Annotated in this window: 13 protein-coding genes; 7 read left to right on the top strand and 6 right to left on the bottom strand. The window is 45.1% G+C overall.

The window, feature by feature from the left end; translation table 11 throughout:
- Positions 1 to 19: 19 nt before the first annotated feature.
- Both garD and SFC25_RS00060 read right to left on the bottom strand, forming a co-directional pair.
- Positions 20 to 1,549 carry a galactarate dehydratase gene (garD, locus tag SFC25_RS00065; RefSeq protein ID WP_411213749.1) on the bottom strand — a complete coding sequence of 510 codons (1,530 nt, stop codon included), beginning with the start codon at positions 1,547 to 1,549 and terminating at the stop codon, positions 20 to 22.
- Positions 1,550 to 1,673: 124 nt separating this feature from the next.
- Positions 1,674 to 3,032, bottom strand: a complete 1,359-nt coding sequence (locus SFC25_RS00060; RefSeq protein WP_411213233.1) for an MFS transporter — start codon at positions 3,030 to 3,032, stop codon at positions 1,674 to 1,676.
- A 370-nt stretch (positions 3,033 to 3,402) separates the two neighbouring features.
- Between SFC25_RS00060 and SFC25_RS00055 the strand changes: the two genes are divergently transcribed.
- The 4 genes from SFC25_RS00055 to SFC25_RS00040 all read left to right on the top strand — a co-directional run bounded on the left by SFC25_RS00055 (position 3,403) and on the right by SFC25_RS00040 (position 6,554).
- On the top strand, positions 3,403 to 4,224 hold the full coding sequence (locus SFC25_RS00055) for an amino acid ABC transporter substrate-binding protein (RefSeq protein ID WP_411213232.1): 822 nt from the start codon (positions 3,403 to 3,405) through the stop codon (positions 4,222 to 4,224).
- Positions 4,211 to 4,909 (top strand): amino acid ABC transporter permease, encoded by a 699-nt coding sequence (locus tag SFC25_RS00050; protein ID WP_411213231.1) that lies wholly within the window; start codon positions 4,211 to 4,213, stop codon positions 4,907 to 4,909. The genes SFC25_RS00055 and SFC25_RS00050 overlap by 14 nt, the downstream gene beginning before the upstream one ends.
- Positions 4,910 to 4,921: 12 nt before the next feature.
- Entirely contained in the window at positions 4,922 to 5,668 is a 747-nt protein-coding gene (locus SFC25_RS00045; protein ID WP_411213230.1) for an amino acid ABC transporter ATP-binding protein, read from the top strand.
- A gap of 118 nt (positions 5,669 to 5,786) precedes the next feature.
- Positions 5,787 to 6,554 (top strand): SDR family NAD(P)-dependent oxidoreductase, encoded by a 768-nt coding sequence (locus SFC25_RS00040; protein ID WP_411213228.1) that lies wholly within the window; start codon positions 5,787 to 5,789, stop codon positions 6,552 to 6,554.
- 15 nt (positions 6,555 to 6,569) lie between these two features.
- Here the strand turns inward: SFC25_RS00040 and SFC25_RS00035 are convergent, their stop codons facing one another.
- Complete coding sequence (locus tag SFC25_RS00035; protein ID WP_411213227.1) at positions 6,570 to 7,532, bottom strand: LysR family transcriptional regulator; 963 nt, start codon at positions 7,530 to 7,532, stop codon at positions 6,570 to 6,572.
- A gap of 127 nt (positions 7,533 to 7,659) precedes the next feature.
- On the opposite strand from SFC25_RS00035, the gene SFC25_RS00030 reads away from it, so the two are divergent.
- Entirely contained in the window at positions 7,660 to 8,703 is a 1,044-nt protein-coding gene (locus SFC25_RS00030; RefSeq protein ID WP_411213226.1) for a 2,3-butanediol dehydrogenase, read from the top strand.
- Positions 8,704 to 8,739: 36 nt separating this feature from the next.
- Here the strand turns inward: SFC25_RS00030 and SFC25_RS00025 are convergent, their stop codons facing one another.
- The 3 genes from SFC25_RS00025 to SFC25_RS00015 form a co-directional block, all read right to left on the bottom strand.
- On the bottom strand, positions 8,740 to 9,672 hold the full coding sequence (locus tag SFC25_RS00025; protein WP_411213225.1) for an aldo/keto reductase: 933 nt from the start codon (positions 9,670 to 9,672) through the stop codon (positions 8,740 to 8,742).
- Between the two features lie 117 nt (positions 9,673 to 9,789).
- Entirely contained in the window at positions 9,790 to 11,988 is a 2,199-nt protein-coding gene (locus tag SFC25_RS00020) for an MMPL family transporter (protein WP_411213224.1), read from the bottom strand.
- Positions 11,989 to 12,060: 72 nt separating this feature from the next.
- Positions 12,061 to 12,669: a TetR/AcrR family transcriptional regulator gene (locus tag SFC25_RS00015; RefSeq protein WP_411213222.1), complete on the bottom strand. Its 609-nt coding sequence runs from the start codon at positions 12,667 to 12,669 to the stop codon at positions 12,061 to 12,063.
- Between the two features lie 111 nt (positions 12,670 to 12,780).
- Between SFC25_RS00015 and SFC25_RS00010 the strand changes: the two genes are divergently transcribed.
- Together SFC25_RS00010 and SFC25_RS00005 are read left to right on the top strand one after the other, a co-directional pair.
- Positions 12,781 to 13,716, top strand: a complete 936-nt coding sequence (locus SFC25_RS00010) for an alpha/beta hydrolase (protein ID WP_411213221.1) — start codon at positions 12,781 to 12,783, stop codon at positions 13,714 to 13,716.
- A 162-nt stretch (positions 13,717 to 13,878) separates the two neighbouring features.
- Positions 13,879 to 15,363, top strand: coding sequence for an aldehyde dehydrogenase family protein (locus tag SFC25_RS00005; protein ID WP_411213220.1), 1,485 nt, complete (start codon positions 13,879 to 13,881; stop codon positions 15,361 to 15,363).
- The last annotated feature ends 24 nt before the right edge of the window (positions 15,364 to 15,387 follow it).

Here is a 15,387-nt window from a genome sequence, read left to right as displayed (position 1 = left end):
GCATCGGGATTTGTCTCTTTCATGTAACAGGAGCCGGGTTGAACAGTGCCAGGTCGTTATGAGTACCCCAGTGATCTGCCCAAGTTCGTTTTCTGCCGCTTGCTACATCGAGTATAAAGTGGAATATTTCCCAGCCGACTTCTTCCAATGTTGCTTCACCGGTAGCAATCGTGCCGGCATTGACATCTATTAAATCCTTCCATTGCTCGTGCAGGGCGGTGCGTGTCGATATCTTCACAACAGGAGCCATTGCCAGGCTGTATGGTGTTCCGCGGCCGGTTGTGAAGAGCTGCAGGTGGATACCAGAAGCAAGCTGGAGAGTACCGCAGACAAAGTCGCTGGCAGGAGTAGCGGCAAACAGTAAGCCCTTCGTTTCAGTACGTTCTCCGGGTGCCAGAACATCGGCAATCGTGCTTTGCCCTGACTTTGCAACAGAGCCCAATGCCTTTTCTACAACATTCGATAAGCCGCCTTTTTTATTTCCTGGCGACGGATTAGCGCTCCGATCTGCTTGACCGGATGCAAGATAACGGTCATACCAATCCATTTCCCGTACTAATTTTTCAGCGACTTCCTTACTGGCAGCACGAGGTGTGAGTAAATGGATTGCATCCCGCACTTCTGTCACTTCGGAAAACATCACTGTTGCACCAGCACGGACTAGCAAATCTGATGCATAGCCTACGGCAGGGTTTGCAGTTACGCCGGAGAATGCATCACTTCCGCCGCATTGTGTGCCAATGACCAATTCGGAAACAGGGCAGGTTTCCCGTTTTCGCTTATTGAGCATGAATAGCTTTGCTTCCGCTTTCTCCATGATTTTGTCAACCATTGCATGGAAACCTTGTTGATCTTGCAGCATGATTATATCATCGTCGTTTCCGCTGGGATTGACTCGTGATGGAATAAGTTTCTCGCAGCCAAGACCGATGACTAGTGTCTCGCCGCCAAAGTTCGGATGACGGGCCAAGTTTTGCACAGTACGGATTGGGATGATTGCTTCTGGTGCTTGGATAGCGACCCCGCAGCCATATGCATGATGAAGGCCGACGATATCATCGACATTTGGATACTTGGGCAGGATATCTTGTTTCAGTCGTTTGACTGCGTGATCCATGACACCTACGACACATTGGACGCTGGTTATAATCCCAAGTATATTTTTGGTGCCGACGGATCCATCTGAATTGCGATAGCCTTCGAATGTATAGCCTTCCAATGTCGGCAGGGGGGCGGCGGGAGCAGGGGAAAGAGAAAGTTCATTCAGCGGTGGTGGCGTCGGCAATAGCAAGTGGCGTTCTCGGACCCAGCTTCCAGTTGGAATATCTGTTGTAGCATGCCCGATCACTTCGCCGTAGCGGATGACAGGTTCACCTGTTTGGATAGGCTGCAAGGAAATCTTATGGCCTTGGGGGATGTTCTCTTGTGAGACAATGTCAGTTGTAAGAGAAGTACCAGCAGAAAGACCGCCATCAGCAACAGCTATTGCAACATTGTCTTGTTCATGGACTTTAACAAAATAAGGATTAGTCGTGGATTTCAATTGTATTCCTCCTCTTTGTAAGCGATTTCAATTGGAAGTAATAAAAAAGAATGAGACTATTTGTTATTTTGTTTAATTGTATGACCAATAAATTTGACTGTCAATAGAATTTGGAAAAAGCAGCAGGATTTTATACCGCTGCTTTTTCCAGTCGTTTTGAATAGACAGCTGTAATGAAGAAAAGTCCTCCAGTAATGACAAGGACAATCATCAGAGTCCGAAAACCAGGCAGGGATAAATCAGAGCTGAAAACAATCGCTAATACAACTGAAGAAAGAATCGACCCAAGATATCTGCATGTTTGGAAAAGGCCTGAGCTTGTTCCAACGATAGATTCGGGGGAAGCATGCAGCATCGCTGCCTGCAAGGTGACATTGCCGATACCATAGCTGATACCCAGAAAAATGAGGGCAGCACCGATGTTTCCGAGAGTAAGATGCTGAGATAGGACAGCAAGTGCTGCAGTACCGCCAATCATAAATACAGCTCCTGCAATTGTTGGAACACTTGTACCGGAACGATCGATCCAGCGTCCCATCAGGAACGACACAAGTGTACTTGCACCAGAAAGAAAAATCATCATGAGGCCGCTCGTCTTCAGGCTGTAATGCAGAACATCCTGAAAGAAGCTCGGCAGCCCGAAAAAGAGACTGTAGTTAAAGATATTCAATAGTATGAACTGGATATAGACAAGTGTAAGCCTGTGGTTGCTCCGCAGTAAACGTATATCGATAAAAGGGTAGGCAGTACGTAATTCACGCACAATAAAGGCGGCCAGAAAAATAATACCTATACTCAAAGGCATCAAATGGACACCGTGCTCGAAAGACAGCAGAAAGTATAAAAGAAAACTCATACCGATAGCAAATAGGATAATGCCGATGCTGTCGAGCTGTTTCCAAAATTCCCGGAAAGTATAATGCGTCGTTTCTGGATCTTTAGGTACAGCGAACCAGGTAAGCAGGAAGCTTAGCAGGATGAAAGGGGCATTCACTGTAAAGATCGACTGCCAGCCTGCAAAGTCAATCAGAAATCCGCCAGCAGTTGGACCGAATGCAGACATCGAGGAAGTGAATATAGATAATATAGCAAGTGCGGATGCTTGTCTTTCATGAATATGTGTACGCACAAGCGCCATACCGGCCGGATAGATAGAACTGCTGCCGACAGCCTGGAAAAGCCGCATGCCCAATAGAATAAGGAAGGTACCTGCAAATGGCGCGCCGACAGCAGAAATAGCAACAAGCAGCAGACCGATTAAAAGCATCTTACGTCGTCCAATCAAATCCCCGATCTTGCCGGCGATTGGTACAACGATGCTGCTGGCTAGATAATAAGAAGAAATAAGCCAGGAAACAGTTGCAAAGGTAAGTGAGAATTCGTGCTGAATAGCGTGAAGAGCCAATGAAATCATTGAGGAATTCAGTGGATTGAGCATTGTTCCTGTTGCGATAGCTGTCAAGAAAAGCCCGCGTTGTTTTTTATTCATTTCCTGTTACCTCCGACTTTCGCTCTGCTGTTAATGTGACCATCCGGTACTTACTTTACACATACTAGCATCCATGTACTTTCTTCCACCTGCAATGAAAGCAATTGCTGTTCATTTTAAGGAAACATGTTCCATCCATTCCCTGAGTGGGTATTGTAACCTTGAACGATTGAATTAATGAAAATTGCGTTTGTGATGTTGTTTAAATTGCTTCTGGATATAGGCTGAATGACAGGGCGCAGTTACGTTTATAATAAGCAATGGCAGGTGATTTAATCCTGATTAGTTTACTCAGACTTTTTTCTTTACTTTTCCTGATGTTGGCCTTAAACTGATGAAGTTAAAAATTATAGAAAAGTGGGTTTGGTACATGAAGAAAGCACTATTAGGTCTACTATTTATGTCGATATTTGCAATTCTTGCTGCTTGTGGCAACGGAGATGATTCTGCTTCCGATTCTGATGATAGCGGCAGCAAAGGCGATCTTTGGCAAGAAGTTCAAGATAAAGGTGAAATTACAGTAGGAACGGAAGGAACATACTCTCCTTTCACATTCCATGATGATAACGGCGAACTTACAGGTTATGACGTAGAAGTGATGAAGGAAGTCGGTAAACACTTAGGTCTTGATGTGAAATTCGAAGAAACTCAATGGGATTCCATGTTCTCTGGTTTGAACAGTGATCGATTCGATGTAATCGCGAACCAAGTAGGTAAAGGCGAAAACGACGAACGTGTTGGACAGTACGACTTTTCTGATCCTTATACAAAATCCCAGTCTGTTGTTGTAACAGCTGCAGATAACAATGACATCAAATCAATTGAAGATGTTAAAGGTAAAACATCAGCACAGTCTCTGACAAGTAACTACAATGCATTGGCTACAGATGCTGGCGCAGAAATTGAAGGCGTGGAAGGCTTGGCTCAATCCATTCAATTGATTGAACAAGGCCGTGTCGATCTTACTTTCAATGACAAGCTTGCAGTACTTGATTATCTGAACAATACAGATAAAGAAGCACCTGTAAAAATTGCTTTCGAAACTGGCGAACCATCCGAGACATACTTCACATTCCGCAAGGATAGCGGTGAAATTGTCGATCAGTTCAACAAAGCACTTGATGAGATGCGTGAGGATGGTACATTAGCGGAAATCTCAACGAAATGGTTTGGCGAAGATGTTAACAAGTAATATGGTATTCGGCGGGATTGTCATCCCTTGGGAGCTGTTGCAGCAGTCATTCTGGCCGATACTGATCGAGGGGATCAAAGTCACGATCCCCTTGACTCTTATTTCGTTCTTTTTAGGCATTATCATCGCACTCATCACGGCATTGGTTAGAATCTCGAATATCAAGCCTTTGCGGTGGATTTTTTCTGTTTATGTCTCTGCTATCCGAGGCACACCGCTGCTTGTGCAGCTATTCATTATTTTCTACCTGCTGCCGGAATTAAATATTATGATAGACCCTTATCCAACGGCTATCATCGCATTTTCCTTAAATGTCGGAGCATACGCTTCGGAAATCATCCGGGCATCCATTCTTTCTGTACCTAAGGGGCAATGGGAGGCTGGCTTTACAATAGGGATGACTTATCGGAAAACATTGTTCCGTGTCATTCTGCCTCAGGCGCTGCGAGTTTCCGTTCCGCCTTTATCCAATAGCTTCATTAGCTTAGTGAAGGAAACTTCATTGGCATCACAGATTCTGGTAACGGAGCTGTTCCGTAAATCACAGCAAATCGGCGCAACGAATCTGGATCAGATTGTTTATATCTATATCTTGGCTGCCTTTATTTATTGGATTATCTGTTTCGTCCTGTCGCTGGCTCAGCATCAGCTCGAACGCAGATTAGACCGCTATACAGCAAGGTAAGGAGGGGTAGCTATGCTGGCAGTAAAAGGTTTAAAGAAAACTTTTGGTACAAATACAGTACTGAAATCTATTGATATGCAAGTGGATAAAGGAAAGGTAATCGCGATCCTTGGACCATCCGGCTCTGGTAAGACAACCTTGCTACGCTGTCTGAATGCACTGGAAATACCGGATGAAGGTATTGTCGGTTTCGAAGACCATCAAGTCGATTTTGGCCAGAAGGTTAAACAGCAGGAATTAATCAAGCTGCGCCGTAAATCGGGGATGGTATTTCAATCTTATAATCTATTTCCGCATCGCACTGTTCTGGAGAATGTCATGGAAGGACCTGTTCAGGTTCAGAAACGGGACAAACAGACCGTTAGGGCGGAAGCGATTGAATTGCTTGATAAAGTGGGATTGAAGGATAAAAAGGATCTTTATCCGTATCAGCTATCCGGCGGGCAGCAGCAGCGTGTCGGCATCGCACGAGCGCTGGCAATCAAGCCGGAATTGATGCTTTTTGATGAACCTACTTCAGCCCTGGATCCAGAGCTGATCGGAGAAGTGCTCCGTGTCATGAAGGATCTGGCGAACGAGGGTTGGACGATGGTTGTCGTCACGCACGAGATTAAATTTGCCCAGGAAATCGCGGATGAAGTCATCTTCATCGATGGCGGTGTCATTGTGGAGCAAGGACCGCCGGCAGAAGTGCTGTCTCATCCAAAAGAGGAAAGGACGCAGCGCTTCCTGCATCGCATTTTGAATCCGACAGAGTAACGGGAGAACATCATGTTCTCCTGTTTTTTTGTAAATTCGTAAGCAATCTAGTTGAAAAAAGTAATAAGGTTACCGATAATAAGTGTGATAGTACATATTTTGAGAGGGGACTTAAGAGATGGAATTCAAAGACAAAGTGGTACTTATAACAGGGGCAGCAGGTGGAATCGGAATCGCAGCTGCTAAGAAATTTGCAGCAGAGGGAGCAAAGCTTGCTCTTGTCGACCTTTCCCAGGAAGCACTGGAAAAAGCAGCAGCATACATTGATGCAGAGAAAATTTTGCTGGCAGCAAATGCTGCGAAAGAAGAAGACGTAATTGAATACGTTGCAAAAACCAAGGAACAGTTCGGCCGCATTGATGTATTCATCAATAACGCAGGTATCAATGGAGAATTCAAAAATATCGTTGATTCAACTGTTGAGAACTTGGAAAAAGTATTGGCTGTCAACGTAGTAGGCGCCTTCCTTGGATTGAAACACGTATTGAGAGTAATGACAGAACAAAAGAGCGGTGCTGTCGTGAATACAGCTTCTAACGGTGGCTTGCTTGGTGCTCCTGGCATGAGTGCTTATATTGCTTCAAAGCACGCACTTATCGGTATTAATAAAACAGCAGCTTTGGAAGTTGCTGATTATGGAGTACGTGTCAATGCGGTTGCGCCATCTGGTGTTGATACAGCAATGATGCGCTCTATCGAAACAAATGCAGCTAAAGGACATGAAGAAGAAGCTAGAAAAGGCTTTGAAGCAAGTGTACCGATGAAGCGCTATGCTACAGCAGAAGAAATCGCTGATTTGATGCTATTCCTTTCTTCTGAAAAAGCATCATTCATCACTGGTTCTTATTATCGAATCGATGGCGGACAAGGAACAACATCCGCTTAATTTTAAACACGCCTGTCATAGGACAGGCGTGTTTTTTATATGTGTGTATAGCGATGGATCTGACTTTGCATGTAGCTCTTCCTTAGCAAGGATAGTTTCTTCCAATTCACGTAAAAATGTTCTGGCTACACGCGAAAGCGTATTGTTTCCATGATACACATAGCCGAAGGAGTAAGTCTGAAAAAATGGCGGAGCAAAGTGAAGCAGTGTGATATCTTTACTTCTTGAAAGCTCGGCATCGGTCCGAAAAGCATAGTCAAAGCCGATATTGATAGCTGTTTCATTCTCAACCATATTACGTATAGTTTGCACGTTGTTCGTGGTGAACAGGATATCATATTGTAGTGATTTGAACTGACGCATAAATGCCTGGATGTAAGCGTCGTTATAAAGAACGATCGGCTGCTTCAGGAGCATCTCTTCCGTAATCAATTTTTCCTTAGCAAGTGGATGGCGGTTATGGACGGCTGTCACCATATGCCCGTCAAGCAGTTTCTTGAAGACAAGGTTACGGTATTTTTGTACTTCTTTCTCTGTATAAATGACAAGTCCGATATCAACAGCCTCGGCATCAACTTTTCTCATGATGCGCTGGGATGTGTTCTCAAAAAGAGAAGCTTTGATATTTGGATGAAGCTTGCGGAATTCGGAGAATAGCTCAACTAAAATCTCCATCGGTCCAGGGAAACTTGCAATTTTCAGTTCTCCATTCAGAGATTCTGTATATGTCTCTGCTTCATCTGTGAATTCCTGCAGTTTCTCTAAGACAGCCTCTGCATGCTGTATAAGCTTGCTGCCTTCCTCGGTTGGCGTCGTACCTGTGCGAGAACGCCGGAAAAGACTGATATTCAACTCTCGCTCCAGGTTGGTAAGCGCTTGGCTCAGTGCGGGGAGAGTGACATGTTGTTCAGCGGCAGCTGCTTTTAATGACCCTGATCGCGCAATGGCTACTATGTATTTCAATTGTTCGATAGTCATGTCTATCCCTCATTCATTTAGTTAAGCAAACGTTTATTTAAGTTAAATAACCCGAAATTTATTATAACATTTTCCAGCAGTATACTAGGAATGTAGAAATAAATGCTGCTAAAAGGGGATGGAACAAATGAAAGCATTGCGTTGGCATAATCAGAAGGATGTTAGATTAGAAGAGATTGATGAACCTGTCATCAAACCGAATCAAGTGAAAATGAAGGTGAAATGGTGCGGTATTTGCGGAAGTGATTTGCACGAATATCTTGGTGGACCAATTTTCATTCCAGTTGATACTCCGCACCCACTGACTGGTGAAGTGGCTCCAGTGACAATGGGACATGAATTCTCTGGTGAAGTAGTTGAAGTAGGACCAGAAGTGAAAGATTACCAGGTTGGTGACCGTGTTGTTGTGGAACCAATATTTGCGACACATGGACACCAAGGTGCATATAATTTGGATAAGCAAATGGGATTCCTTGGGCTTGCTGGCGGTGGCGGCGGCTTGAGTGAATACGTAGCAGTCGATGAAGAGCTGCTGTTCAAGCTTCCGGATTCTTTGAGCTATGAGCAAGGCGCGCTAGTGGAACCTTCGGCAGTGGCGTTATACGCAGTACGATCCAGTAAGGTAAAAGCAGGGGACAAAGTAGCAGTCTTCGGATGTGGTCCAATCGGCTTGCTGGTTATTGAAGCCTTGAGAGCAGCAGGTGCAACGGAAATTTATGCTGTTGAACTTTCACCGGAACGTCAAGCGAAAGCGGAAGAGTTAGGGGCAATTGTCGTCGATCCAAGCAAGGTGGATGATACAGTTGAGGAAATCAGAAGATTGACTGATGGTGGTGTTGAAGTTGCCTTTGAAGTAACAGGCGTACCAGTCGTTTTGCGTCAAGCAATCCAGTCCACAGATATTGGCGGCGAAACAATGATCGTCAGCATCTGGGAAAAACCAGCTGAAATCATGCCGAATGATATCGTCATTCAGGAGCGTTCTATCAAAGGCATCATTGGTTATCGTGATGTGTTCCCGCAAGTGCTTTCCTTAATGGAAAAAGGCTATTTCTCAGCTGAGAAGCTAGTCACAAAGAAAATCAAGCTGGATGAAGTAGTCGAGGAAGGCTTCGAAAGCTTGATCAAAGAGAAGAACCAAGTGAAGATCCTTGTGCAATCTGAGCAATAAAAAAGAAAAAGCGGATGCCTGTGCATCCGCTTTTTTTTATCTGAAGATCTTGTCGATCGCTTCGATATCATCTGCTGATAGCTTCACGTCGAGTGTTTTCAGGTTATTCAGTACTTGTTCCGGACGTTTCGCTCCAGGGATGATCGCATCTATGCTGTCTCGTGTCAGGTACCAAGCAAGCACGACATGCGCAACCTCTGCATCCTTCTTGGAAGCGATATCCCGCAGCTGATCCACTTTTTTCAGGTTTTGCTTGAATGTTTCTCCTTGAAATAGAGGATCATTCGCACGCAAATCATCAAATTTCGTATTTTCGTTGTATTTACCGCCAAGCAAGCCAGAAGCTAGCGGGAAGTAAGGTACGAAGGAAATATTGTTTTCAGCTGTATACGGAAGAAGATCATTTTCTGCACCGCGTTTGAACAGATTATATTCAGATTGCAGTACATCAACATAACCATCAACATTTGCTTCTTTCAGCTGTTCAATCGAGAAGTTGGATACACCAATACTTTTGATTTTGCCTTGGTCCTTCAATTCCTTCAATGTACCGACAGCTTCCGCTTTTGGTGTATCTTCGTCAGGGAAGTGGATATAGAACAAATCAATATAATCTGTTTGCAGGCGTTTCAATGCACTTTCCACAGAATTCTTCAGGAATTGCGGAGAGTTGTCCATCAGTGTTTCGCCATTAATGATTTTGTGGGCTGCTTTCGTTGCGATTACGATTTCATCGCGTTTGCCGCTTTCCTTGATAACCTGGCCGACAAGCTCCTCAGATCTTTCCGGACCGTAAATATAAGCTGTATCAAAGAAATTCATCCCATTTTCAATCGCTTGGCGGACAACCTCCTTGCCTTGATCCTCATCTAGATTCGGATAGAGGTTATGGCCTCCGACTGCATTCGTACCGACTCCGATCGGGTTAACATACAAACCGGATTTTCCTAATTGTACACGTTCTGTCATTTCTTGCTCAGCTCCTTTTTTAAGTCTGTCTTAACTGTAGCAAATTCGTATGGTGGTATGGAAAAGATTTGCTCGAATAAAAACAAAAGCGGGACAGCTATGCTGTCCCAGGCTTATTTAGCCATGTGCTTTTTGTTCATTTTCTTCAGTTTGCTGAATTCGTTTCTTCCAAGGCCAGAACGCCCATTTTCCAAGAATTGCAGTAATGGCAGGTACAAGGAAAGGACGGACAAGGAAGGTGTCAAGCAGAACGCCAATTGCAGTGATTGTACCGAAATGAACAAGTATTTGAATTGGCAGTGTCGTCAATACAGCAAACGTTGCAGCCAGAATAAGGCCAGCAGACGTGATTACACCGCCGGTATGGGCGACACCATCGGCAATGGCTTGTTTAAGCGGCATTGTCTTACTGCGTTTCCAAATACTTGAAATCATGAAAATATTGTAATCTTCCCCAAGCGCAACGATGAACACGAAAGCATACAGCGGGATGAAGCCTTGAATTGCTTCCACACCGAATCCATAATGCAGGATGATCCAGCCGAGCCCTAGTGCACTGAAGAAAGAAAGCAGAACGGTAGCGACCAAATAGATTGTAGCTGTTACAGATCGCAGATATGTGAGCAGCAACAAGGTTATAAAACCGACAACGATTGGAATGATCCATTTTTCATCATGCTTTGTCACTTGCTGTGTATCATACTGTTCTGCTGTCTGACCGCCAATCCAAACGCTATCTGCATTACCGGTTGTGTCCGATACGGTTTCTTTTATGTCAGGGATATGAGCCATAGCTTCATTAGAGTAAGGATTTTCATCCAGTTCCAGCTGGATGCGGATTAACTGATCGTTTGACTCCGACTGCTCCGGATCCATGACAGCAGCTGCATAAGGCAGCTCTTCGAGAGCGGCACGGACTGCTTCTGGATCTTCCGCCTCCGTAATGACAGAAACAGGTGCAAGTTCACCGGCATTTACATGATCTGTCAGTATTTCAAAGCCTTCTTTTGACGGCATATCGTCAGGGAAGGAAGACAGTGTATCGTACGTATACGTGATACGGGATGAAATTCCGGCAAGAATTCCAAGTACAATAATTGTGGCAATGGCAATTTTCCACGGGTGACGGATGACCAGTCTGCCCACGCTATTTCCAATTTTATTATGCGGTTTTTTCGTACGAACTGGCTTTCCTTTTTCTTTCGCACGTTCTTCCTGCATATCCTCAGTTCTTGGAATGAACGGGAAGAAGGATGCGCGTCCGATGATTGTCAGCAATGCTGGTACAAGCGTAAGACTTGCAAGCAGCATGATAAAGATGGCGATACCGAATGGAATAGCAAATCGATTAATCGATCCATAATCAGCAACAAGTAAGACTAGCATGGCAACGATTACGGTTAATCCACTCATGGCAATTGCTCCGCTCGCAGAGGAGAGGGACCGGACGATTGCTGTCTTCTTGCTCTTTATCTCCCAGAGGTTTTCCCGGAAGCGAGTGATGAGGAATAAACAGTAATCGGTACCAGCACCAAAGAGCAATACAGTCATGATTGCAAGTCCCTGGGAATCAAATGAAATCAATTCGGCCTTTCCTAATGCACCAAGGATTGGGCTTATGACTAAATAAGCAAAACCTACACCGATAAGAGGCACAAATGCCAATATCGGAGATCGATAGATAACGAGAAGGAAGATTAGCACAATCAGTACGGTTCCAAATAGAAGTGTTGTGTCCCCTTGGGAGAAGAGGCCGACAGCATCTACGGAAATTCCAGCAGGACCAGTCGTTCGGACGAGCAGATCGCTGCTTTTCAAATCCCGTTCAAATGGATTCTGCGTGAAGGCGTCATTTGCGGTTTCTTGGATTTTTTCAAGGCCAGCTTCGACTGTTTCTGTTGCTGTTCCGTTGTCAAAAAGGATTGGCATGACAAGTGTCGTTCCGTCATCCGAAAGCTGTTCTTTCAAAGCAGGCAGCGGGATATCCTGAAATGGTGTTACGGTTGCAGCTTCAATGTCGGCTTCTTGTAAATCTGCGCTGAATTGCTGGATGGATTGTAAGTCTTCATCTGTAAGTCCATCCTCCTGATACCACGTCAGCAATGCAGGCAGACCGCTGTTGTCTGAGAATTCTTCTTCTATGATCCGTGCCGCTTCCTCGCTGTTCGTATCGTTCAGGAATGTCTCGGCTTGTTCATCTTCCTGGGAGTTTGCCTGCGGTAAGGTAAGATTTAATACGAGTGCAAGGACAATCCAAGCAGCCAGGATAATCCAGCGCCCGGATTTGCCACTTATAAAAGCACCTAATTTTTGCATGAATGATCCTCCTAATTAATTTATCAACTGATAAGTTATACCCAAAAAATAAAAGATTATGCATATAATCTTTTATTTTTTCTGGATTCCGTCAAAAAGGATGTCTACAAGCATCTTGGATTTCTTGTCTGCGAACATACGTCGGGCTTCATGACCCTCCTTGGATGGAGGCAGAAATGATTTCATCATTTCAAGTACGAAAAACGTCAGCTCCATCGGCGGGGCAGAAGACATAGAAGTTATATCACCCTTGGCGATTCCTTCTGTCAGAGTCTGCATGACCGGATTGAAGTAGCTTCGCATCCACCAGTCCTGGATGGTTTTCCGGTGCTGTTCATCAATTTCGTACTGCAGATCATGGAACATCTGCGTCATGTCACCTTGATGGTTCATAATCATAAAATAGGCTATTTGCCGTATGCGCTCCTTGCTGTCAGCATGATCCTGCAGCACGTGTGCCATCGCTTCTTCCGTCTGAACCATAATGGAGCGGACAACTTCGAGATAGATAGCCTGTTTATTCGGGAAATGATGGTATAAAGCTGGTTGTGTAATTCCGCACTCCTCTGCTATCCGGCGGGTGGAAATCGCCCGGTAGCCATGTGTCATGAAAAGCCGTTCGGCTGTCGCGATAATATTACGCTGGGTCTGTTCAGCGGAAACTTCTTTTTTTCTAGCCATAATGCCTGCCCTCTTTAATAACTTATCACTTGATAAGTTAACTCATTTTGTTTAGAAAAGCAATGATTGTCTTACTTATTGTAAAATAGAATATAAAAAGGGGGTAGTGATATGGGGAGAAAAGGGGTATTTCTTTCCGTTGCCGGTTTGCTTGGAGGTTACACAGCGCTTGTTACGACACTTGTTAACAAGGAACTGAGGCAAATGAAAGCCTTCACGGAGGAAGAGACGATCAGCCGTGAAGTAGAGGCTGGACGCTACAACAAAGCTGCTTACGATGCTCTGCGCAAGGAGGAGTTCAGTGTACCATCAAGTGACGGGAAGATATACGGTACGCATTATGTGGGGGATCCCGATTCCCGCTATGTGATGGTCATCTCGCATGGAGTAGCTGTAAACAAATATAATTCCATTAAATATATGAATGTATTCCTTGCACTTGGTTTCAATGTCGTATTGTACGATCAGCGCCGGCACGGACTATCTGACGGCAAGAGCATTACGTATGGCTACCAGGAGAGGCATGATCTCGCGAGAGTGATCCAATGGACGAAGGAAAGATACGATTATGACTTGAAACTTGGTGTGCATGGCGAGTCGATGGGGGCAGCAACTGCTTTGCTATATGCAGGCACGGTAGAGGATGGAGCCGATTTCTATATCGCAGATTGTCCTTACAGTGATTTTGCAGAACAAGTTGCTTATCGGCTGAAGGTTCAATTTCATCTGCCACGGCAGGTATTTTTGCCCGCTGCGGAATTAATTGTGCGTAAATTGGATGGCTATCGTTTCAAGGATGTTTCTCCGATTCATTCTGTTGCGAATATCGAGAAACCTGTTCTTTTTATCAGCAGCGTGCCAGACACCTATATTCCTGTGCAAATGACGAAGGATTTATATGCGAAGAAGCAAAGCGGGTACAAGCAATTGCATCTGTTTGAAAAGGGTGACCATGCGATGTCACTAGCTGATAATAAGCAGGAATATGAACAAGTCGTAAAGCAGTTCCTGCAAGATATAAAGATGGAAGCTCAGCCTGTCGGCTGAGCTTTTTCCATGTCGAAATATAGCGTACTATTCTTTTGTGCTATCAATTGCTTTCTGAGACATGTAGATGCTACCATATCTAATGTAAGCGGTTTCCTTTAGTCTATCATCTCGCATCATGACGCTTGGACAAAACTAGAATACAATCTGAGGAGGATTTCTATGAGTCAATTAGCAGCAGGTATGCACGAGAAAGTGGAGCGTTTTCTGAATGGGACGAAGAAGCTATATATCAATGGGGAGTTCGTGGCAAGTGCGACAGAAAAAACGTTCGATTCGTATAACCCGGCAACAGGCGAAGTGCTGGCGACTGTTTATGAAGCAGGAGCAGAGGATATCGACCGTGCAGTAAAGGCAGCACGGCTTGCATTCGATGAAGGCCCGTGGTCGACGATGACAGCAGCAGAACGAAGCAGAATCATGTACAAGCTGGCGAACTTGATGGAAGAAAATGCAGAAGCACTTGCCCAGCTCGAGACATTGGACAATGGGAAACCGATCAGGGAAACAACAAATGCGGATATTCCGCTTGCGATTGAACATATGCGCTATTATGCGGGCTGGTCGACTAAAATCGTTGGACAGACAATTCCCGTCAATGGCCCATACTTCAACTATACAAGACACGAAGCACTTGGTGTGGTGGGGCAGATCATCCCGTGGAACTTCCCGCTGTTAATGGCGATGTGGAAACTTGGGGCAGCTCTTGCGACTGGCTGTACGGTTGTACTGAAGCCTGCCGAGCAGACGCCGTTGTCTGCCCTATACTTAGCGGAACTGGCAGAGGAAGCGGGATTCCCGGCTGGTGTTCTCAATATCGTACCTGGATTCGGGGAAACAGCAGGCCAGCCGCTTGTCGATCATCCCCAGGTTGATAAGATTGCCTTCACAGGATCGACAAGCGTCGGGAAACAAATCATGGCGAATGCTTCCAAAACACTTAAACGAGTAACATTGGAGCTGGGCGGCAAATCACCGAATATTGTTTTGCCAGATGCAGATCTGACAAAGGCAATTCCTGGCACACTGAATGGTGTCATGTTCAACCAAGGGCAAGTCTGCTGTGCTGGTTCGCGTGTCTTTATCCAGAAAAAGCAATTTGATAATGTGATTGCCGATATGGCCTCCCATGCAGAGAAAATCAAGCAGGGAGCTGGTATCCATGCAGATACGGAGATCGGGCCGCTTGTATCATTGGAACAGCAGGAACGAGTGCTTGGCTATATCGAGAAGGGAAGAAATGAAGGGGCAGAGCTCGTCACTGGAGGCGGCAAGCCGCAGGAGCAAGGCTATTTTGTTTCGCCTACGATCTTCGCTGATGTGCGTGATGAAATGACGATCGCGAAGGAAGAAATCTTCGGGCCAGTCATTTCAGCGATGCCTTATGACGACTTGGATGAATTGATTCGCCGCGCAAATGCCAGCGAATACGGCCTTGCAGCAGGGGTATGGACGCAGGACGTCACAAAAGCGCATTATATTGCAAACCGACTTCGTGCCGGAACAGTGTGGGTGAACTGCTACAATGCGTTCGATGCTGCATCTCCTTTCGGCGGATATAAACAATCTGGTATCGGAAGGGAAATGGGATCATACGCGCTGAATAACTATACGGAAGTGAAAAGCGTCTGGATTGGGATGGAATAAATGAAGAAAGAGCCTGTTCTAGTC

Source organism: Terribacillus saccharophilus (assembly GCF_046592595.1).
Taxonomy (GTDB): Bacteria; Bacillota; Bacilli; order Bacillales; family Amphibacillaceae; genus Terribacillus; species Terribacillus saccharophilus_C.
This window is presented reverse-complemented; position numbering and strand designations above follow the sequence as displayed.

Excerpts from the sequence above, each read along its gene's own strand:
- SFC25_RS00040 (WP_411213228.1), top strand. The coding sequence starts at position 5,787 with ATGGAATTCAAAGACAAAGTGGTACTTATAACAGGGGCAGCAGGTGGA.
- SFC25_RS00050 (WP_411213231.1), top strand. The coding sequence starts at position 4,211 with ATGTTAACAAGTAATATGGTATTCGGCGGGATTGTCATCCCTTGGGAG.
- SFC25_RS00055 (WP_411213232.1), top strand. The coding sequence starts at position 3,403 with ATGAAGAAAGCACTATTAGGTCTACTATTTATGTCGATATTTGCAATT.
- SFC25_RS00015 (WP_411213222.1), bottom strand. The coding sequence starts at position 12,669 with ATGGCTAGAAAAAAAGAAGTTTCCGCTGAACAGACCCAGCGTAATATT.
- SFC25_RS00030 (WP_411213226.1), top strand. The coding sequence starts at position 7,660 with ATGAAAGCATTGCGTTGGCATAATCAGAAGGATGTTAGATTAGAAGAG.
- SFC25_RS00045 (WP_411213230.1), top strand. The coding sequence starts at position 4,922 with ATGCTGGCAGTAAAAGGTTTAAAGAAAACTTTTGGTACAAATACAGTA.
- SFC25_RS00025 (WP_411213225.1), bottom strand. The coding sequence starts at position 9,672 with ATGACAGAACGTGTACAATTAGGAAAATCCGGTTTGTATGTTAACCCG.
- SFC25_RS00035 (WP_411213227.1), bottom strand. The coding sequence starts at position 7,532 with ATGACTATCGAACAATTGAAATACATAGTAGCCATTGCGCGATCAGGG.
- SFC25_RS00060 (WP_411213233.1), bottom strand. The coding sequence starts at position 3,032 with ATGAATAAAAAACAACGCGGGCTTTTCTTGACAGCTATCGCAACAGGA.
- SFC25_RS00010 (WP_411213221.1), top strand. The coding sequence starts at position 12,781 with ATGGGGAGAAAAGGGGTATTTCTTTCCGTTGCCGGTTTGCTTGGAGGT.
- SFC25_RS00005 (WP_411213220.1), top strand. The coding sequence starts at position 13,879 with ATGAGTCAATTAGCAGCAGGTATGCACGAGAAAGTGGAGCGTTTTCTG.
- SFC25_RS00020 (WP_411213224.1), bottom strand. The coding sequence starts at position 11,988 with ATGCAAAAATTAGGTGCTTTTATAAGTGGCAAATCCGGGCGCTGGATT.